This window comes from Rothia endophytica, from assembly GCF_039543885.1.
In the GTDB taxonomy this organism is placed as follows: Bacteria; Actinomycetota; Actinomycetes; order Actinomycetales; family Micrococcaceae; genus Rothia; species Rothia endophytica.
Map to the genome: position 1 here is coordinate 1,244,566 of NZ_BAABKP010000001.1, position 19,428 is coordinate 1,263,993.

Annotated in this window: 10 protein-coding genes; 4 read left to right on the top strand and 6 right to left on the bottom strand. The window is 56.2% G+C overall.

The window, feature by feature from the left end; translation table 11 throughout:
• Window positions 1–87: 87 nt before the first annotated feature.
• Window positions 88–2,967: an excinuclease ABC subunit UvrA gene (gene uvrA, locus ABD982_RS05635; protein WP_345445443.1), complete on the bottom strand. Its 2,880-nt coding sequence runs from the start codon at window positions 2,965–2,967 to the stop codon at window positions 88–90.
• 369 nt (window positions 2,968–3,336) lie between these two features.
• Here uvrA and ABD982_RS05640 point away from each other — a divergent pair, with 369 nt between their 5' ends.
• Window positions 3,337–4,035 (top strand): MBL fold metallo-hydrolase, encoded by a 699-nt coding sequence (locus ABD982_RS05640; protein WP_345445445.1) that lies wholly within the window; start codon window positions 3,337–3,339, stop codon window positions 4,033–4,035.
• A gap of 70 nt (window positions 4,036–4,105) precedes the next feature.
• Here ABD982_RS05640 and ABD982_RS05645 read toward each other — a convergent pair whose 3' ends face one another.
• The 3 genes from ABD982_RS05645 to ABD982_RS05655 form a co-directional block, all read right to left on the bottom strand.
• The gene (locus ABD982_RS05645; protein ID WP_345445447.1) at window positions 4,106–5,815 is read right to left on the bottom strand and encodes a formate--tetrahydrofolate ligase; all 1,710 of its coding nucleotides are present in this window, start codon (window positions 5,813–5,815) and stop codon (window positions 4,106–4,108) included.
• 150 nt (window positions 5,816–5,965) lie between these two features.
• Window positions 5,966–7,735 (bottom strand): ABC transporter ATP-binding protein, encoded by a 1,770-nt coding sequence (locus tag ABD982_RS05650; RefSeq protein WP_345445449.1) that lies wholly within the window; start codon window positions 7,733–7,735, stop codon window positions 5,966–5,968.
• Window positions 7,701–9,458: an ABC transporter transmembrane domain-containing protein gene (locus tag ABD982_RS05655; protein WP_345445450.1), complete on the bottom strand. Its 1,758-nt coding sequence runs from the start codon at window positions 9,456–9,458 to the stop codon at window positions 7,701–7,703. The genes ABD982_RS05650 and ABD982_RS05655 overlap by 35 nt, the downstream gene beginning before the upstream one ends.
• A 516-nt stretch (window positions 9,459–9,974) precedes the next feature.
• Between ABD982_RS05655 and ABD982_RS05660 the strand changes: the two genes are divergently transcribed.
• Window positions 9,975–12,578, top strand: a complete 2,604-nt coding sequence (locus ABD982_RS05660; RefSeq protein WP_345445451.1) for a DEAD/DEAH box helicase — start codon at window positions 9,975–9,977, stop codon at window positions 12,576–12,578.
• An 89-nt stretch (window positions 12,579–12,667) separates the two neighbouring features.
• Here ABD982_RS05660 and ABD982_RS05665 read toward each other — a convergent pair whose 3' ends face one another.
• On the bottom strand, window positions 12,668–14,701 hold the full coding sequence (locus tag ABD982_RS05665) for a M3 family metallopeptidase (protein WP_345445453.1): 2,034 nt from the start codon (window positions 14,699–14,701) through the stop codon (window positions 12,668–12,670).
• Window positions 14,702–15,017: 316 nt separating this feature from the next.
• On the opposite strand from ABD982_RS05665, the gene ABD982_RS05670 reads away from it, so the two are divergent.
• A complete protein-coding gene (locus ABD982_RS05670; protein ID WP_345445456.1) occupies window positions 15,018–16,418 on the top strand; it encodes an alpha/beta fold hydrolase in 1,401 nt (466 codons plus the stop codon).
• A 189-nt stretch (window positions 16,419–16,607) separates the two neighbouring features.
• Window positions 16,608–17,765, top strand: a complete 1,158-nt coding sequence (locus ABD982_RS05675) for a hypothetical protein (protein WP_251379946.1) — start codon at window positions 16,608–16,610, stop codon at window positions 17,763–17,765.
• A gap of 86 nt (window positions 17,766–17,851) precedes the next feature.
• Here ABD982_RS05675 and ABD982_RS05680 read toward each other — a convergent pair whose 3' ends face one another.
• On the bottom strand, window positions 17,852–19,045 hold the full coding sequence (locus ABD982_RS05680; protein WP_345445459.1) for a TerC family protein: 1,194 nt from the start codon (window positions 19,043–19,045) through the stop codon (window positions 17,852–17,854).
• Window positions 19,046–19,428 lie beyond the last annotated feature (383 nt).

Here is a 19,428-nt window from a genome sequence, read left to right on the forward strand (position 1 = left end):
CTAGCCGGGTGACTACCGGTCTACCTGTTTAGCATACCCCCGTTTTCGCGAAATTCATGGCGAAAAGGGGCTAGGTAGCACTGAGTATCACGAGGTGAGCATTTCCGCTAAAAAACGCCCTGTGTGAGAGCCATCCACCCGAGCGACCTCCTCTGGTGTGCCGGTAGCAATGACGGTACCGCCGCCGTCACCACCTTCAGGCCCCATATCAATCAGCCAGTCGGCACTCTTGATAACATCCAGGTTGTGCTCAATGGTGATGACCGTGTTGCCCTTATCAACCAGACTCTGCAAGACCACCAGCAGTTTGCGGATATCCTCAAAGTGAAGACCGGTTGTCGGTTCATCCAGCACATAGACTGACCTGCCATTGGACCGTTTCTGCAGCTCGGTAGCTAGCTTGACGCGCTGGGCCTCGCCGCCCGAGAGGGTAGTTGCTGACTGCCCCAGACGAACATACCCCAAGCCCACGTCTACCAGAGTGTCCAGGTAGCGAGCAATCTTAGTGAAGGCTGCAAAAAACTCTGCCGCTTCAGCAATGGGCATTTCTAAGACATCCGAAATAGTCTTACCCTTATAGTGCACTTCTAGAGTCTCGCGGTTATAGCGTTTGCCCTTACAAACCTCACAGGGAACATAAACATCGGGCAAGAAGTTCATCTCAATCTTGAGAGTGCCGTCACCGGAACATTCCTCGCAGCGACCGCCCTTCACGTTGAAGCTAAACCTTCCGGGCTGGTAGCCGCGCATTTTAGCTTCGTTGGTCTCAGCAAAGAGCTTGCGAATATGGTCAAAGACGCCCGTGTAGGTAGCCGGATTGGAACGTGGAGTGCGCCCAATGGGTGACTGATCCACGTGAATAATCTTGTCCAACTGATCAAGACCTGTAATGGTCTTGTGGCGCCCGGGAACCTGCTTAGCCCCGTTGAGCTTGTTAGCAAGAGAAGTATAGAGGATGTCGTTGACCAGGGTTGATTTGCCTGAACCTGAAACACCGGTCACCGCGGTAAGGACGCCCAGGGGGAACTGAACATCAACGTTTTTGAGGTTATTTTCGCGGGCACCCACCACTTTGATGGTGCGCTTTTTATCGATGGGGCGACGTTGTGTCGGCACCTCGATGCTCTTTCGCCCCGCCATGTAGTCACCGGTGATGGATCTCTTGTTGGCCAGCAGCTCGGTATAGGTGCCAGAATGCACGATATCGCCGCCGTGTTCACCGGCGCCGGGGCCAACATCCACGATCCAGTCTGCCTCTTTCATGGTGTCCTCATCGTGCTCCACCACAATCAGGGTGTTGCCCATGTCGCGTAGCTTAGTGAGGGTTTCGATGAGTCTGCGGTTATCACGCTGATGCAGACCAATTGAAGGCTCGTCGAGCACGTAGAGGACGCCTACCAAACCCGATCCAATCTGCGTAGCCAGGCGGATACGCTGTGCTTCACCGCCGGAGAGGGTGCCAGCAGAGCGCGCCAGGTTGAGGTAGTCCAGGCCTACATCCAGCAGGAACTGCAGGCGGGCGTCAATCTCTTTGAGCACTAGCTCAGCGATTTGCGCTTCGCGAGTGCTAAGGGACAGCGAGCGCACAAAAGAGAGGGCATCACGCATGGGCATCTCGGTGACATCGGCGATCGAGTGACCTCCCACCTTGACGGCCAGAATGGTGGGGTTAAGACGCGCTCCGTTACAGGCTTCGCACGCCACGTTGCGCATGTACTGCTCATAACGGTCTTTAGACCAGTCAGATTCGGTCTCTTCGTGCTTACGCTTGATATAGCCGTAGACTCCTTCGAAGCCCGACGTGTAGCGGCGCTCACGACCAAAACGGTTTTTGTAGGCAACGGTGACTTTGTAGTCCTTACCGTGCAGGATTGCTTTTTTGATTTTGGCGGGAAGGTTCTTCCAGGGGGTGGTGAGCTCAAAGCCCAGTTCGTCGCCTAGACCTGCTAGTAGCCGCAGCCAGTATTCACTGGTTGACTTACCCTGGGACCAGGGGGTGATAGCGCCTTCAGCAAGTGAGAGGTCCGGGTTGGGGATGATAAGGTCTTCATCCACTTGGAGCTTAGACCCAATACCGTCACAAGCTGAGCAGGCTCCGAAGGGAGAGTTGAAGGAGAAGGCACGAGGTTCAATCTCGGTCACCTGCAGTGCATGCCCTTGAGGGCAAGCCAGGTTTTCACTAAAGCTGCGGGTTCGGTCAGCTGCTGCTGGGTCGACATCCACAAAATCAATCAGGACTTTACCATCAGCCAGGCCGAGGGCTGTCTCTACTGAGTCGGTGAGACGCTGATGCACGCTTTCTTTGATGGCAATACGATCAACAACCACTTCAATGGTGTGCTTGTACTGCTTTTCGAGCTTAGGGGCGTCTTGCAGCTGGATGGTCTCCCCATCAACCCTGGCGCGGGAATAGCCCTGATTACTCAGCTCTTTGAAAAGGTCAACGAACTCCCCTTTTCGGGCTGACACTACCGGCGCCAGTACCTGAAGTTTGGTCTTTTCGGGGTAGCCCATGAGGATGTCCACGATTTGCTGGGGGGATTGCTTAGAGATTTCCTCACCGCAGACAGGGCAGTGTGGGTGCCCCACGCGCGCCCAGAGCAGGCGCATGTAGTCGTAGATTTCGGTGATGGTACCCACGGTAGAGCGCGGGTTCTTGGAGGTCGATTTCTGGTCAATCGAAACAGCCGGTGACAGGCCCTCAATGAAATCAACATCGGGCTTATCCACCTGGCCCAGGAACATACGGGCGTAGGAGGACAGTGACTCTACGTAGCGGCGCTGACCTTCGGCGAAAATGGTGTCAAAAGCCAAGGATGACTTACCTGAACCGGACAGTCCGGTGAAGACGACCATGGCGTCGCGCGGAATATCCAGGTTCACGTTCTTAAGGTTGTTCTCACGGGCGCCTTGAACGCGGATGTGTGAGAGATCCTGCTTAGTCTTTTGTGGGGCTGATCCTGCCATAGTTCACCTATCGTTTGCGGGTTTCGAATATATATTCTATACCCCAGGCGCATCCTGTGTCTGCACGTTGGGCACCGTTCAGTCTTAGGCTGGTGGCATAAAATCCTCAGCGAGGGTGATGGCCTGCAAGCCCATAGTGGAGGAGGCATCGGCATCAGCACATCGCCCACCGTCCAAGCGAGAAAACTTCAGGCACCGGGTAAAACGGTGGGCACGCCGTTCTGGGGTAAAGGGGCACCGACCGGATTAGAAGGCATAGGTCCATTGTAGGTTTGCCCCGTGGGGACACCTGGGTTTCTTTTAATCTCTGTGAGAGATTGCTAGGCTTTCGCTCTATTCTTTGTAGCTCTTGGAATCTACCATGAGAGTATGACTGAAGCTGGAAAACTAATTTTTGACTCTGCCACCGTTTCCGTTCGTTCACTCGCGGTCTCGGAGATGGAGAACAACGTCTATCTCATTACCGCTAAGAGTGATGGCAGACAGGTATTAATTGATGCTGCTGACGAGTTTGAGCGCATCAACACCTTCGTGCTGGCTGCAGCCGGTGAGGACGGTGCAGGCGCGCTCCGCGAGCAGGGCGACCCTCGTATAGAAGCACTCATCACGACCCATTCGCACTGGGACCATATACGGGCACTCCCCACCGCGGTTGCAACCTACTCCCCCGCAACCTACTGCGGTGCAGCTGACGCTCCTTCCATCCTTGAGCAAGAAGATGTACAGGTCGCGCACCTCTTACAGGGCGGTGAAACCCTCACTTTTGGCGACATCACCCTTGAGGTAATTAGCCTGCGCGGCCATACTCCCGGCTCTATCGCCCTGGTCTACCAGGAGCCTGAGGATGACGGCACCCCGGTGCTTCTTTTCACCGGCGATTCTCTCTTCCCCGGCGGTGTCGGTAAGACCGACACCCCTGCTGATTTCAAGCAGTTGCTGAATGATGTGCGCGAGAGAATCTTCAGCGTATTCGACGACAACACCGTAGTGCTCCCCGGTCACGGTCAGCACACCACCCTGGGCGCTGACCGTGGCAACCTTGATGAGTGGGAAGCCAGAGGCTGGTAGTACAGGTTGAAAGGACGCCGGGGCTTACTCCCGGCGTCCTTTTTGCTATAACTTTAGGTTAAAAAGCGGCTTAGAAGAGACCTACCAGTTGGCCGTCCTCATCAAAGCCGATGCGCTCAGCAGATGGCGAAGCGCCCAAACCGGGCATGGTGCGCATCGTGCCGCAGATAGCGTACACATAGCCAGCTCCAGCAGCCAGACGCACTTCACGAACCGGTAGCGTCCAGCCGGTGGGCGCACCCTTGAGGGAAGCATCTGATGAAATGGACAGGTGGGTCTTAGCGATAACCACCGGCAGGTGGCCGAAGCCCAGCTCCTCAAACTTAGCCAGCTGCTGAGCAGCAGCGGGGGCAACCTCGATACCATCAGCACCGTAGACTCTTTTTGCAACCTTCTCAATCTTGGTTGACAGTGAGTCAGAGTCCTCATAGGTGTAGACCAGATCGCTAACATCATCACAGGCAGCAACAACAGCCTCAGCCAGCTCAGTTACGCCAGCACCACCCTCAGCCACACCGCGGTGGATGGCCACGCGAGCGCCAGCTTCTTCAGCAATCATACGGATTGCCTCGTGCTCGGAGTCAAAGTCGCTGGGGAAGGCGTTGATAGCAACAACCGGCTGAACACCAAAGCTCCGAACAATCTCAATGTGCTTCACCAGGTTTGCGGCGCCCGCCTTAACGTCAGCGGGTGACTCCTGCAACATTCGTTCGGGCAGGGGCTTGCCGGGAACAATCTTATAGAGGCCCGAGTGGGACTTGAGTGAGCGCACAGTGACCACCAGGACGGCGGCGTTGGGCTTGAGACCTGAGGTGCGGCACTTGACGTTGAAGAAACGTTCAGCACCCATGTCGGCGCCGAAGCCGGCTTCGGTAATCACGTAATCGGAGTGTTCTAGTCCCACATAGTCAGCGACTACCGAGGAGTTACCGGTGGCGATGTTGCCGAAGGGACCGGCGTGAATCAGTGCCGGGGTGTGCTCCAAGGTTTGCAGGAGGTTAGGGTTGAAGGCATCCTGCAAAAGGGCTGCCATGGCGCCGTCAGCCCTGAGGTTCTGAGCAGTGATAGGCCCACCATCCATGGTGTAGCCGATCACGATGCGGGCTAGGCGCTCACGCAGGTCTGTAAAGCTAGAAGCCAGAGAGACAATAACCATAACTTCGGAGGCAGGGGTGATATCGAAGCCGGTCTCGCGGGGCACGCCGTCCATGCGTTCGCCCAGACCCACGATGATGTTGCGCAGGGAGCGGTCATTCATGTCCATCACGCGGCGCCAGGAGATATTCCGGACGTCAATGTTGAGCTTATTGCCGTGGTGCAGATGGTTATCAATCATGGCTGAAAGTAGGTTGTGCGCGCTGGTGATGGCGTGGAAGTCACCGGTTAGGTGCAGGTTCAGCTTCTCCATGGGGACAATCTGCGAGTAGCCACCGCCCGATGCGCCGCCCTTGACACCAAAGACCGGGCCGAGAGCCGGTTCACGCAGGGTCAGCGTTGCCTTCTTGCCAATATGAGCCATACCCTGAGCCAGGGAAACAGAAGTAGCGGTCTTTCCTTCGCCCAGGGGTGTGGGGGTTACAGCAGTGACCACAATGTACTTGGAGCCCTTCTTCAGAGCGTTCTCAGCGGTGGTTGTTTCGTCCAGAAGAACTTTGGCAACATACTTGCCGTAAGGTTCTAAGCGCTCTTCGCTGATGCCAGTTGATGCTGCAATCTCTGTAATCGGCTGCATGGGCGCGGCCTGCGCGATTTCGAGGTCTGAGGGGAAGGGCTTGCTCATGGTGTGAACTTCCTTGCTAACGTGCTGGGTTTGCCACCCCAAGTTTAGTGTGCCAGCTCATCTTTACGGCATTAGTTAAGGCGTTTGACGGCTGTGTTGAAAACTGGACCTGCGGCGCCCTACCCGTGAATGTGGGCAGGACGCCGCCGATTAGGCTCGGGCAAAGATTTCAGCCGGGCTGCCCTCAGCCACCAGCTCGCCCTCCTCTAGGAGTACGGCCCGGTCAGCAAGGGAGGCTATGCGGGCATCATGCGAAATGATAATGACCGCCCTGCCCTGCATGACAGCCCTCAATGATTCACGGGCGTCCGCCAGATCAAGCTGGGTGGTGGATTCGTCCAGGATGACGGCGTGCGGGTTGGCCGCTACGATACGCGCCAGTGCAAGTTGCTGGATCTGATCCCGTGTCAGCTCGTGGGCGCTACCACCTATTTCTGTTTCCAGGCCGTTGGGCAAATGAGCAACCCAATCAGCTCCCACAGCTTCCAGGGCATTTAGCTGCTGCTGGTGGCTGGCTGCCGGCGCTGCTACCAGCATGTTCTCTGAGACTGTACCCAGAAAGAGGTGGGCTTCCTGGGTACAGATCAGCAGGGCAGGACGCCCGGCTTGGTCCACCTGGGTGGGGTAGAGCCCATTGCCCACCGGTTGGCCTTGAACCAGGACGCTCCCCCGGTCAGCAGTTAGTGAACCAGCGATAAGTCGCGCCAGGGTGGTTTTACCTGACCCGGAGCGCCCCACTAGAGCAACTGTTTCACCGGGAAGCAGTTCCAAACTAATGGAACGAATCACCGGGTTCTGCGCCGAATAACCGTAGGTAACATCGCGCAAGCTCACCACGCTATTTTGACTGGAGCTGGGAGCTGCCTCTGCGAGCGCCGCAACTGCTGCTGATTGAGTGGAGGCCTCCTCAGCGCGGGTTGCGCGCCCTCGAGCCTGATGTTCAGCTAGGTCAATCACGCCGAAGACGCGGCCCATGGTGACTGACATTTCCCGCAGCTTATCTAACCAATAGGTGAAGATATCGGCGTTGATTCGCATGTTGAAGAGCAGGATTGAAGCCGTGGCGGCGTCCCCCCAGGTTGCCCAGCCGTTTTGAACGCAGACAGCACCCCACATGATGGAAAGTACCAGGGGCAGGTAAGAGTTGAAACCGTCCAACGCCCAGTAGGTTGAGCGAATCACAACCAACCGGTCAGCGATTCGGTAAACATCCTCGGCCCGGTCTTGTTGCACCCTCAGACGTGCCTGCTGAACACCCAGCTCCTCAATGGTGGAGGCACCGCGGATGTTCTCGGTGGACGCTACGGTGAAAGCAGAGACAGCCTCAGTTTTCTGTTTGATGCGTGCCCCGATTCTGGGGAGAAAAATGGAGAGCATTACGGTCATGACCACTACCATGGGCACAGTGACCAGACCAATGTAGGGGTTGACTGTGAAGATGGAACCAATGGTTACCAGCATCATCACCACAATGAACCCAAACTCAGGTAGACCCTGAGCCAGTACCTGCCTCACCGAGTCGATGTCGTCGGTAAGACGCGAAAGCAGGTCGCCAGAACCCGCATCCTCCACCGTTTGCGCATCCAGGCTAAGGGAGGCGTCCACCAGATCGATACCTAGGTCCCGGTTCAGACGCACACCCAACCTCTGGCCCTGAAAAGTCCAAGCCCGGGTCAGCAGAGCTCCACCTATAGTCGCTGCAGCAATAGCACCCAGGAAACCCCAGGGAAAACCGGTGAGCTGACCGGTCGAAGCCCTATCAATGAGGAGGCCTACCGCCAACGGCATGACCAAGGAAATCAGAGAGCTAGCCACAAACAGCATGATGAGCAGGGCGAACTGCCAGGGGGTCTTTTTGACAGAACGCCATAGCAGCGCCCAAGTTTTACCTGTGGGGGTTACCGGTAGGAGTTGAGCCACGGTAATCACCGTCCTTAGCCTGTACGGTCAGCCCCACGCTCTGCGGGTCTTTGACCTGAATGAATTCAACCTTCTGGATGGAGGCCGTAATAGCCTCCTGCACCTCCTGGACTCTGACGTAAGCAGGCTGGCGATGACCGGCAGCGATACGCCGCTCAGCTTCCATCGTGGTACTGACAATGTAAATTTGCTGGAACTGGCTGAGAGCTCCCCTGCCCGCCCTTGTTTCCAGCCGATCGAGAATAAACTTCTGGCTGGGTTCATCCACCGAGTTCAACGGCTCAGTGAGGACCAAAATCTCAGCCTGTTGAGCGAGAGCCCTTGCCAGCGCCAAGCGCTGACGTTGGCCACCTGATAGGTTGGTGCCTTCAGAGCTAATCTCTGCTTGTAAGTAAGCCTGAGGTTCTCTGCCGCCTAGTCGGAAAGCAATTTCTTCAGAGTCAGTGATTTTCAGAAGTTCAACCATCAGCTCATCGTCTAGCCCCGCTGTGCCCAATTGCAGGTGATCGCGCAGGGTTCCTGCAAAGATCATAGGGTTGGGTTCTGAGAGCAGGACGCGGCGCGGGGTGGTGTTACTCATGTGGGCTTCACGTTTGCGCAGGGAGGCAGTGAGTGCTTCGGCGTAGTCCTGGGCTGTCAGCTGATGGTCACGAGGGTTGATGTAGTGAACAACGGTGTCGGTCTTAGGAATATCAATGTACGCACCCTCGCTTCGAGCATGGACCTCATTGGCGTCATCTTGGGCCGCGCTTTTGACGTCAGCTTCTAGTCGGTGTACGCGTTTAAGAGCCACCCGGGCATTACGCCAGGAAAACAGTAGCATCTCAACTGACCAGATGGGGCCCGTCAGCGTGTTGACCAACCCAACGATAGTGACCAACTGCCCGGCGGGAATATCAGTCATCCATACACCGTCCTGCAGTACACCGCGCAGGGCAAAAGCGATTGCCAGCATGGTCACGGTGCCCACCAGGAAGTTACGAGCGGCAAAGGACCAGGTTTGCACGCTCTCAAGTTTGAGCTGAGCTGTATAAACTTCCTGCGCTGTGTTCCGGTATCGGCCCATCATGCGGTTCTGCGCCCCCAGGCCCAGAATGGTACGGATAGATGAGGCGATGTCGCTAGCTTTTGAGGTGCTCTTACCGACCGTCTCGCGGAAGGCGTCCGAGTGTTTCTCAAGCACCTTAGAAATCCAGGTCAAGATGCCCAGAGTCAAGATCAAACCCACCAGAGAAACAAGCGCAACAGCCGGGCTAATACGCCAGAGCTGGTAGGTGCCAAAAACAGTGACGCCCAGGGAGGATGACGCTAGAAGCATGGGGTGCCAGAGCATGGACAGGCTCCGAGAATCCTTATTTAAAATTGCGATCAACGCACCGGTGTCACGCTGAGTGGATTGACGCATCAGCTGACCGATATAGAGCTTCCAATCCCGTTCCAATCGGGCCACCACACGGAATGTAATGCCCCAGGCAGCACGCTCATTGAAGGCAAAGTACAGGATGATAGCAACCATCCACCACATGAGTTGCCAGGCCCGCTCTGTATCCCCAGCCAAATGCAGGTCAATAATACGGCCCACCAAAACTGGTAGATAAACCAGCATCAATGATGAAATCAGGTCTAAGACAAAGGGTAAAAAGTGGACGGGTCGCCAACGCCACCCCGATGGGGCCAATCGGAATTTTTGTTGAGGGTCTTGGTCTTCTGCTATCTCTGCCACGGTTGCATCCTAAAATCTCTGGTATCAAGCGTCATTGTACGGTGTTGACGGTGAAGCTCCCATCAGAGATAGGTCCCTGCCGCGCCCAACCCTCATCTCTTCGAAGGATGTACGGGTCAGGGCATGAAAAAACCTACCAGTGAAGAACTTCGCTCACCCGGTAGGTCACAGCACTAACAACTAACTTAACTAGTTCTAACTGGGGAAACCCGCGGGGAAATGTTCATGGTTCCACATTTTGTATTCATGGTTTTCTCCCCCCTTTCAAGATTTAGTGTGCGGTTGTGTCTACAGCTACAGTACAGATACATCTCAGGGTTTGACAAGGGTCACAATGACTTTCTTGAGCGAATATGTCAAGGAAGGCAACGTAAGGGACTCCCGGCATCGGGTGAGCTTCTAGCCCACTGACCTTTTTCCTCCTCGCACGGGCGCACCCCGCATTTTCCTCCAACGAAGCCAGCCTCATCAAACAGTGCCCTAAGCGCAAGGTGACGCACTAGAATGGGAAGCATCATGAAGATTCTTGAATATCTCTCCCCTTCCCTTGCCGATCCCCAGAATAAGTACTTCCGCGGGGATTTTGCATCTAACCCGCTGACCGGCGATGAAGCCTACGAAGCGTTTTTGGGCTGGATTGCAGCCCGCGGTATGGAGCTCTACCCTGCCCAGGACGAGGCGGTTCTTGAGCTGGCTAACGGCAACAATGTCATTCTGGCGACCCCTACCGGTTCCGGTAAGTCGACGGTTGCGGTGGCGGCGCACTTTATCGGTCTGGCTGCCGGCCAGCGCTCCTACTACACCGCGCCCATTAAGGCGCTGGTGTCTGAGAAGTTCTTTGATCTTTGCGAAATTTTTGGGGCTGAGAACGTGGGTATGGTGACCGGTGATTCGTCCATCAACGCCAACGCCCCCATTATCTGCTGCACCGCAGAGATCCTTGCCAATATCGTCCTGCGCGAGGGCGAGGGCGCAGACCTCACCCAAGTGATCATGGACGAGTTCCATTTCTACTCTGACCCTCAGCGCGGATGGGCTTGGCAGGCTCCCCTGCTGGATCTGCCCCAGGCACAGTTTTTGCTCATGAGCGCCACCCTGGGCGATACCCTGCGCTTTGAGAGGGAAATGACCGAGCTGACGGGCAGGGAGTCAGTGCTGGTCACCAGTGAGACCCGCCCCATCCCGCTGAACTACGCCTACAGCCGCGAACCGCTGGTCGAGACCGTCAATGAGCTGGTCAGCACCCACCAAGCCCCGGTCTATATTGTTCACTTCTCTCAGGTGCAGGCCATTGACACTGCGGCCTCCCTGATGAGCTTGCCGATTGCGTCCAAGGATGATAAAGAACGCATCAACGAGCTCACCGCTGGTTTCCGCTTCTCGGCGGGTTTCGGCAAGACCTTGCAGAAGTACATCAAGAACGGCATCGGCATTCACCACGCCGGCATGTTGCCCAAGTACCGCCGACTGGTAGAGCAGCTGGCGCAGGCGGGTCTGCTCAAGGTCATTTGTGGTACTGACACCCTGGGCGTGGGTATCAACGTCCCCATTCGCACCGTGCTGATCACTGCCCTCTCTAAGTTTGACGGCCAGCGCACCCGCCGCCTCAAATCCCGTGAATTCCACCAGATCGCAGGACGCGCAGGCCGAGCTGGCTTTGACACCGCCGGTTATGTGGTGGTGCAGGCACCCGAGCACGAGATCGAAAACGACAAGCTCGAAGCTAAGGCACGTGCCAAGTTTGATGGCGACGAGAAGAAAATGGCTCAGTCCCTACGCGGCAAAAAGAAGAAGCCGCCCCAGGGCTTTGTGGCGTGGAGTGAGAAAACCTTTGAGCAGCTGGTTGAAGCTGAACCCGAGCCGCTTACTTCCTCCTTCCAGCTCACCCACTCCATGATGCTCAACATGCTACAGCGGGAGGCTGACCCCTTTAAGACCGTCATGCTCTTCCTCACCGCCAACCACGAGCCACCGGTCAAGCAGCGGGCGCTTAAGCGCAAGGCGATTGGTATCTACCGTGAGCTACTCAACGGTGGCGTGGTCGAACGCCTGCCTGAGCCTGATGAGTTCGGCCGCACCGTCCGCCTGACCGTCTCCCTGCAGGAGAACTTCGCCCTCAACCAGCCGCTCTCCCCCTTCGCGCTGGCATCCCTGTCTCTGCTGGATAAAGAATCACCGGACTACGCCCTGGACGCTGTCTCTATCATCGAAGCTACCCTTGAACGCCCCCGCCAGGTGCTCATTGGTCAGGAGAAAAAGGCTAAGAGCGAAGCACTCGCCGAGATGAAGGCTGAGGGCATGGACTACAACGAACGCATGGCTGAGCTGGACAAAATCACCTACGCCCAGCCCCTGGCTGACCTGCTGGAGCAGGCCTTTGAGACCTACTCAGCTGGAGCGCCTTTCATGAAGGAGTTCGAGCTAGAACCCAAGAGTGTGGTGCGTGATATGTACGAGCGCGCCATGGGCTTCGGAGACTTCATCAAGTACTACGGCTTAGAGCGTTCAGAAGGCATTCTGCTGCGCTACCTATCGGACGCCTACAAGGCACTGCGCCAGACGGTGCCGCTCTCGGCTCTGACCGACGAGCTGACCGATATTATCGAGTGGCTAGGTGAGGTCATCCGTCAGACCGACTCCTCCCTGGTAGATGAGTGGGAACGCCTGGCAAATGGTGAGGACGCCATGCCGGTGCAGGATTCTCTGGAGGAACTGGTTGCTGAATCAGCTCCCAAGGTGACTTCCAATTCGCGTGCTTTCAAGGTGATGGTGCGCAACGCCCTCTTCCGTCGCGTCGAGCTATTTGCCGACGAACGCGAGAAGATTCTGGGTGAGCTGGACGGCGAGCGCTCTGGCTGGGACGCTGACCGTTGGGCCGATGCCATGGATGACTTCTTCGACGATCACGAGGATATCTACACCGATGCTGATGCGCGCTCACCCAAGCTTTTCGAGCTGGATGACGATGTTTCTGAGCACCCCGGTGTGTGGAAAGTCCGCCAGGTACTGGCTGATTCTGATAATGACCACGATTGGGCGATTACTGCCGAGATTGATCTAGTCGCTTCAGACGAAGAGGGCTCGCCGGTGGTACGCATTCTTGAGGTGAAGGCCGCCTAAGGTACTGTGCCTCCTGGTGCAGAATTACTTCGGTTGTACATCGAAAAACCCTGACCTCCAACAGTTGGTGAGGGTCAGGGTTTGTGGTTTTAGAGCAGGCCGCGGCGCTTGAGCAACGGCTGGATGTCAGCCTCTCTACCGGTTAGCTCCTTGAACCCTTCGGGGATGGGCTTAGACCCGCCGATAGCCAGGATGTTGCGGCGGTAGGCATCACCGTTCTCACGGGTCAGCCCGCCGTTGGCTTCGTACCAGGCGACTGTGTCCGCATCAAAGACCTCAGCCCACAGATAGGAGTAATAACCGGCTGCATAACCACCCGAGAAGGTGTGGTTGAGGTAGCTGGTACGGTAGCGGGATTCGATCAGCGGGTGCCAGAGCCCGGCGTCCTGCAGTGCCTGCTGTTCAAAGGCCAGCGGGTCAGCCACGGGTTCACCGGCAGAGCTCGCCGGGAGGGTGTGCCATGCCCAGTCCAGCACTGCAGCGCGCAGGTATTCTACGGTTCCCTGCCCCTCGCCCCACTGCTCAGCTTTCTTGACGCTGTCAATAAGCTCCGCGGGCACGGGCTCGCCGGTCTGGTAGTGCAGGGCATAGTTAGGCAGAATCTCCGGGTGAAGAATCCACATTTCGTTGACCTGGCTGGGGTACTCCACGATGTCCCGCTCCACGTTGGTGCCGGAAATCGAACGGTAGGTGGTATCTGAGAGAAGACCGTGCAGAGCGTGCCCAAACTCGTGGAAAAGGGTCCTGAGCTCGTCAAAGTTAACGAAAGCTGGCTGCCCAGGTGCCGGGGCTGAAATGTTGAGGTTGTTGACTACCACCGGGTTGGTGCTCTCAGCATGAGACTGGTCGACCAGGTTGTTCATCCAGGCACCGCCACGCTTGGTCTCACGGGTAAAGAAGTCGCCCAGGAAGAGACCGATGCCCGTACCGTCCGCATCAAAGACCTCCCAGATACGCACCTGGGGGTGGTAGCCGGTCAGGTCGGTGCGCTCGGTAAAGCTCAGGCCGTACACTCGCTGGGCGGCATAGAAGACGCCGTCTTCCAGTACACGATCTAGCACGAAGTAGGGCTGCAGGGCAGCTAGGTCGACGGCATATTCTGCGGCTTCAACCCGATCGCTGTAGAACATCCAGTCCCAGGGTTCAATTTTGTCGATACCGTCGGCAGTTGCGGCAGCAGCAATTTTCTCCGCCTCCCTGTCAGCGTTCGTCATGGCAGGGGCGCTGGTCTGAGTAAACAGACGCTCCACGGCATCGGGGGTCTGGGCAGTACGGTCTGCCACCGCGAGCGCAGCAAAGGCATCAAACCCCAGCAGAGCGGCTTTCTGAGCACGCAGGTCAGCAATTTTTGCCGCCAGGCTCCAGGTGTTATCACCACGCTCGGTACTGGCTTTGTAGATGCGCTCACGCAAACTACGGTTCTCTAACTGAGACAGAATAGTTTGCTGGGTAGGTAGACCAAAGGTAATTAACCAACCGTTTTCATGCCCGGCGTCTTTGGCTGCTGCCCGTGCGGAGGCTCGCCCGGCCTGGCTGAGCCCAGCTAGATCCTTCTCGTCGGTCACCAGCACTGCAGCGGCGTTGAGATCCTTGGTGACCTGCTGGCCGAACTCTGTTTCGGCACGGGCGATGGTGAGGTTCAGTTCAGCCAGGGTAGCCCGGTCTTCTTCAGATAGAGCAGCGCCTGCCAGCACAAATTCCTGGTGGTACTTCTCGGTGAGGCGAAGCTGCTCCCCTACCAGCCCCAGTTCGTGGCGGCGGGCGTAGACGGCGTCCAGCTTGGCAAATACAGCGGGGTTAAGATGCAACTCGTTAGCTAGCTCGGTCAAAAGCTCGGTAACGGTGCCTTCTAGTGCCAACAGTTCATCGGTACCATCCGCTGAAGTGATGTTATAAAAGATGGTCACCGCACGGTAAAGGGTGTCCGAAGGACCTTCCAGAACAGTTACTACGTTATCGAAAGTCGGCTCATCTGTGCTCTGGGCAATACGGGTGTAAGCCGCCCGAGCTTCAGACAGCCCGGCTTTAATGGCAGGGAGGTAGTGCTCCGTGCGGATGCTTGCAAAGTCAGGGAGCTGGTAAGGCAGGGTGGAGGCTGCCAGCAGGGGGTTCTGTTCAGTCATACCCACCAGGTTACTGCACAGTCCATCCCGGCAACCCTCATCTGTCACTAAAAAACTTGAGTCTGCACCTGCATAATAGTCAGCTGGAGACAGTAGTTGGCTTCCTCCATGGAGTTAACTTCAGCAGCAGCACAGCAGAGGGAAAGACCGTCTGATGAATGCGCAGTGCTTCCTCGGCGCACCCATTATTATGCAACCCGAGTCAATCAGCTCAGAAACCCCGGGGTGACCCCCGCCGAATTGGCTGGTCACCGTCAGGATGTTGACTAGAGTAGAAGCGAAACATTTCATAACAGCCCCCATGCAAAGGAGCATCATGGCAGCCCCCCACCACCCAACTTTTCCCGCAGCAACGCACAGGGTGGGAGCTACCCACAGCTTCGGTAATCTCAAACTCATTGACCACTGGTTCACGGTGCCCGCCACCCACGGTCTCGTCTATGGCAAGGGAGCGGACGCCGCGGCGTCCTCACGTTTTGCACCTCACAGCATCACCATTTTCGCCCGCGAAATTATTGACACTTCCTCAGCCCTCACGAGTGAGGTGGAGAGCCGCCCCTACATGGTCTACCTACAGGGCGGCCCCGGTGGTAAAAGCCCGCGCCCGGTCTCAGATGGAGGCTGGGTTGCAGAACTTGCTAAAACCCACCGGCTAGTGCTCTTGGATCAGCGCGGCACGGGTAACTCCACTCCCCTCACTGCACGCACACTTTCGGCGCTGGGCAGCTCCGACATTCAGGCCGAATACTGCGAACTTTTCAGGGCGGATTCCATCATCGCAGACGCTGAAGTGGTGAGAGGTTTCCTCCTAGCTGACCGCAGCGATCAGCGGTGGAGCACCATGGGTCAGAGTTATGGCGGTTTCCTCACCCTCAGTTATCTCTCCTTCGCCCCCGAAAGTATCAAGGATTCGCGGATGACGGCGGGTTTGGCGCCCATCCGTGCTCACGTTGATGAGGTCTACCGCCATACCTATGAGCGGGTGGCAGAGCGCAACCGAGAGTACTACGGGTGGTACCCCGAAGATGAAGAGCTAGCTGTTCGTATTGCTGACCACCTTGCACATCGAGAAGAACTCCTGCCCACCGGCGAGCGCCTCACCCCGCACCGCTTCCAGATGCTGGGCCATCTGTTGGGTGGCAACGGGCGGGTGCACGGGTTGCACTATATTCTTGAGTCAGCTTTCGCGGAGTCCGGGCAGTGGCTATCGGACCAGTTCTTGGCAGATGTCAACGCCCTGGTCAGTTTTCAGGGTAACCCTCTGTACGCTCTCATGCACGAGACCATTTACGCCGATGGTACCGACTCCCCCTCCGCTTCGCCCACGAGTTGGTCCGCAGCCCGTATGCACAGTGAAAGAGAAGATTTCGCCCCGGACGCTACAACTCTACTTTTTACCGGCGAACATATTTTTCCCTGGTATTACCAGGAAGACCCTGCCCTGCGTCCCCTGGCGGAGGTAGCGGAGATACTAGCGCAGAAGGATGACTGGGGCCGTCTCTATGATCACCAGCAGTTAGCTGCTAACCAGGTACCGCTGGTAGCTGCAGCCTATGTTCCCGATATTTACGTGGACTACCAGCACTCCATGGCAACCGCTGATTGGGTAGGCAATACTCTGGTTTGGACATCTCAAACCCACCACCACGATGGTCTGGGTCAAGACGGCACTCTGATTCTGGGACACCTTAAAAACCTGCTGGCCGATATGTGCTAATCATCCCAGAGACGCCCCGTGGTGGGTGCAGTAAAATTGTTGGTGGTCAGGTGGAGCTATTTTATGAAGGGCAAGAATTGCCGATAGCCCACCATCCAGCACGTGCTGGCAGAATATTTTTTGGGGGGGGCTTTGCCGACACGCGCACAGTTTCTGGGTGGGGGCGCACTAGCTCTTCTTGCATCTTCGATGAACGCTTCACCCGCGTCAGCTAATACCGGTTCCCGTCTGCTCATCGCTACCGACGAGGGCGTGGTAAATGATGGCTCTACACCGGTCAATGCAAGAATCAACCAGCTCTCCACGACCCTGGCTGAGAACGGTGGCGGTGCTATCGTCTTCCCTCCTGGGCTCTACGCAGTGGACGATGAGGGCATCGAAATGCGCCACCAAGTCAGCTTTTTTGGTTTGGGTGAGTCCACCCAGTTCATGCCGGTGGGCACCTGGGGTGAGCTTGCTGGTGTCTTTCGCATCGGAACAGACAAGAAGAACAACACCGACCCGGTCTATCGCTCAGGGCTACACGACCTCAGCATTAAGCCCGGTCAGGACGCCTTCCAGCACGCCGATTCCGCAGAAAACGTAGTCGGTATCCTCTATAACACTCACAATGGGCCCAAGCCGTCCGACCCTGACGCTGCTCACCGCGTTTCAGGTATCACGCTCTGGGACCTGGACATGGGCATCAAATTGAAGGGAGTTGATGACCAGGGCATGACCGTGGAGTGTATCCGCGGTAGAAGATTCTTGCGATCTGCCCTGGTGGTAGGCGAATCCTTTGCGGCAGGGGCTGCGGATAACATGTTCTCTATGATTGACCTTTCCTCAGCCAATCTCGCTAAGGTGGACGCCGCTACGGTGGAAGTTTATGCCACCAACACCAGCTGGTCCCAGGTGAAAACCTGGTACTCCAAACGGTCTGTTGCTCTGCAGGGTGATGAGAAATCTGGCGCCGGTTTCTACATTAAAGCCACTAGAAACACCTTCAACCAGTGCGAAGCGCAGGACAACGGCGGGCACGGCTTCCTCATTAAATACGGGAATAACTCCTTTGTCAGCTGCATAGCCGATTCCAATGGTCACAAGGATAACCTCAGTGGCAGCGCCATGCTGGGTGAGGCCCACGGCTTCCACATCTCTAAAGATGCACCTGGCACCCAGCTCATCGGATGTCAGTCCTTCAACCGAGATTCAGAGAATCCCGGCCAGGGGGTAGGTTTCTGGGTAGAAGACGGCAACCAGGAGGTCATTGTGACGGGTAATGCCTTCGGCAACATGAACCAGAACAGTATGGCATCAGACGTTGAGAACGAAAAGCAACAGGTGATTGACGGTGGAACGCAGTAAGGCTCTCATTCGCCCCTCAGCACCAAGCTGCACCTCAAAAAAAACCCCTCATGACCAAACAGTCATGAGGGGATTAGTGTGAGGTTTTAGCTCATGTGAGTCTCGTGCTCACCGCGAGCTCGAGCTACCAGGTCTTGGTACTCGGTCTCAGATTCGATGAGCTCATCACGGTACTTCTGAGGGATTTCTCGGGACTTGGCGGTTGCTTCCTCAAGCTGACTCTGAATCTTAGCGCGCTCCTCAGGTGAAGCGTCCGCGGGCAGGTCCAGGTACTTCTGGGACAGTGTTTGGACGCGCTGGATGGTGCCCAGCGCCTTACCCTTGGGGCTGTAGAGGGAAGCCAGCACGGTGATGACCAGAACGCCAACAATCACAATGAGTGATTGGTGGATTTCAATCTCAAAGACGTGAACCGGCTGGCCATCATTGATGAAGCCCAAAGTGTTCTCGTGCAGAGCGTGAAGGAGCAGCTTGACGCCAATGAAGGCGAGAATGATGGACAGGCCCCAGGAGAGGTAGATGAGGCGATCCAGCAGACCGTCAATCAAGAAGTAGAGCTGACGCAGACCCATCAGGGAGAAAGCGGTAGCGGTGAAAACGATGTAGGCTTCCTGGGTCAAACCGAAAATCGCGGGAATGGAGTCTAATGCGAAGAGGATGTCGGTACCGCCGATGGCAACCATCACCAGCAGCATGGGGGTCATAACCTTCTTACCGTTTACAACGGTGAAAAGCTTATCGCCATCGTAGTAGTCCACGGTGTGGAAAAGTTTCTTCGCTAGACGGACCATAAAATTATTGGCCTCGTCCTCTTCGGTATCAGTGATTTCGCCCTTGATGAGGTTACCTGCGGTGTAAATCAGAATAAGACCGAAGAGGTAGAAAACCCAGCTCCAACGCTCGATAGCAGCAGCACCCAACAGAATAAAGATGGTGCGAGCAATTATCGCGAAAATGATACCGAAGAGCAGAACTTTCTGCTGATCAGCCCGCGGCACCTTGAAGGAGGCCATAATAATCAGGAAGACAAAGAGGTTATCGACGCTCAAAGCCTTCTCGGTGATGTAGCCGCCATAGTATTCGGCAGCGAACTGGGGGCCGTCCCACCAGAGAATCACCAGGCCGAAGGCCAAAGCCAGACCAACATAGACCGCAGACCAAACTGCTGCCTCTTTGATGGTCGGTTCATGCGCCTTACGCACATGGAAGAAAAAGTCATAGGCCAAAAGCCCGAGGATGAACGCAATCGTTACACCCCACTGCAAACCAGTAATATACATGGGAGCCTTTCTTGTGGTTGGGTTTGCCAAAGTCCACAAGTCTCTCCCACCACCTAAAAGGTGGTTCTCTGCCCCGGTCGGGCGTCATCGGCCAACGTGCTGACGAAACAGAGATTAGTGGGATACTCCCTTGCTCGTTGTCTGAGTTTACCTCATATGAGAACAAGGGAGTATCCCTTACGGAGTTCGCTTCGCTCACAGATGGCTATTCGCATCACTCTTACAAGCTCGCGCGCTCGCTTCCGTGATGCTCATCTCCCTTGCTCGTTGTCTGAGTTTACCTCATATGAGAACAAGGGAGTATCCCTTACGGAGTTCGCTTCGCTCACAGATGGCTATTCGCATCACTCTTACAAGCTCGCGCGCTCGCTTCCGTGATGCTC

Excerpts from the sequence above, each read along its gene's own strand:
- uvrA (WP_345445443.1), bottom strand. The coding sequence starts at position 2,967 with ATGGCAGGATCAGCCCCACAAAAGACTAAGCAGGATCTCTCACACATC.
- ABD982_RS05640 (WP_345445445.1), top strand. The coding sequence starts at position 3,337 with ATGACTGAAGCTGGAAAACTAATTTTTGACTCTGCCACCGTTTCCGTT.
- ABD982_RS05645 (WP_345445447.1), bottom strand. The coding sequence starts at position 5,815 with ATGAGCAAGCCCTTCCCCTCAGACCTCGAAATCGCGCAGGCCGCGCCC.
- ABD982_RS05660 (WP_345445451.1), top strand. The coding sequence starts at position 9,975 with ATGAAGATTCTTGAATATCTCTCCCCTTCCCTTGCCGATCCCCAGAAT.
- ABD982_RS05665 (WP_345445453.1), bottom strand. The coding sequence starts at position 14,701 with ATGACTGAACAGAACCCCCTGCTGGCAGCCTCCACCCTGCCTTACCAG.
- ABD982_RS05670 (WP_345445456.1), top strand. The coding sequence starts at position 15,018 with ATGGCAGCCCCCCACCACCCAACTTTTCCCGCAGCAACGCACAGGGTG.
- ABD982_RS05675 (WP_251379946.1), top strand. The coding sequence starts at position 16,608 with ATGAACGCTTCACCCGCGTCAGCTAATACCGGTTCCCGTCTGCTCATC.
- ABD982_RS05680 (WP_345445459.1), bottom strand. The coding sequence starts at position 19,045 with ATGTATATTACTGGTTTGCAGTGGGGTGTAACGATTGCGTTCATCCTC.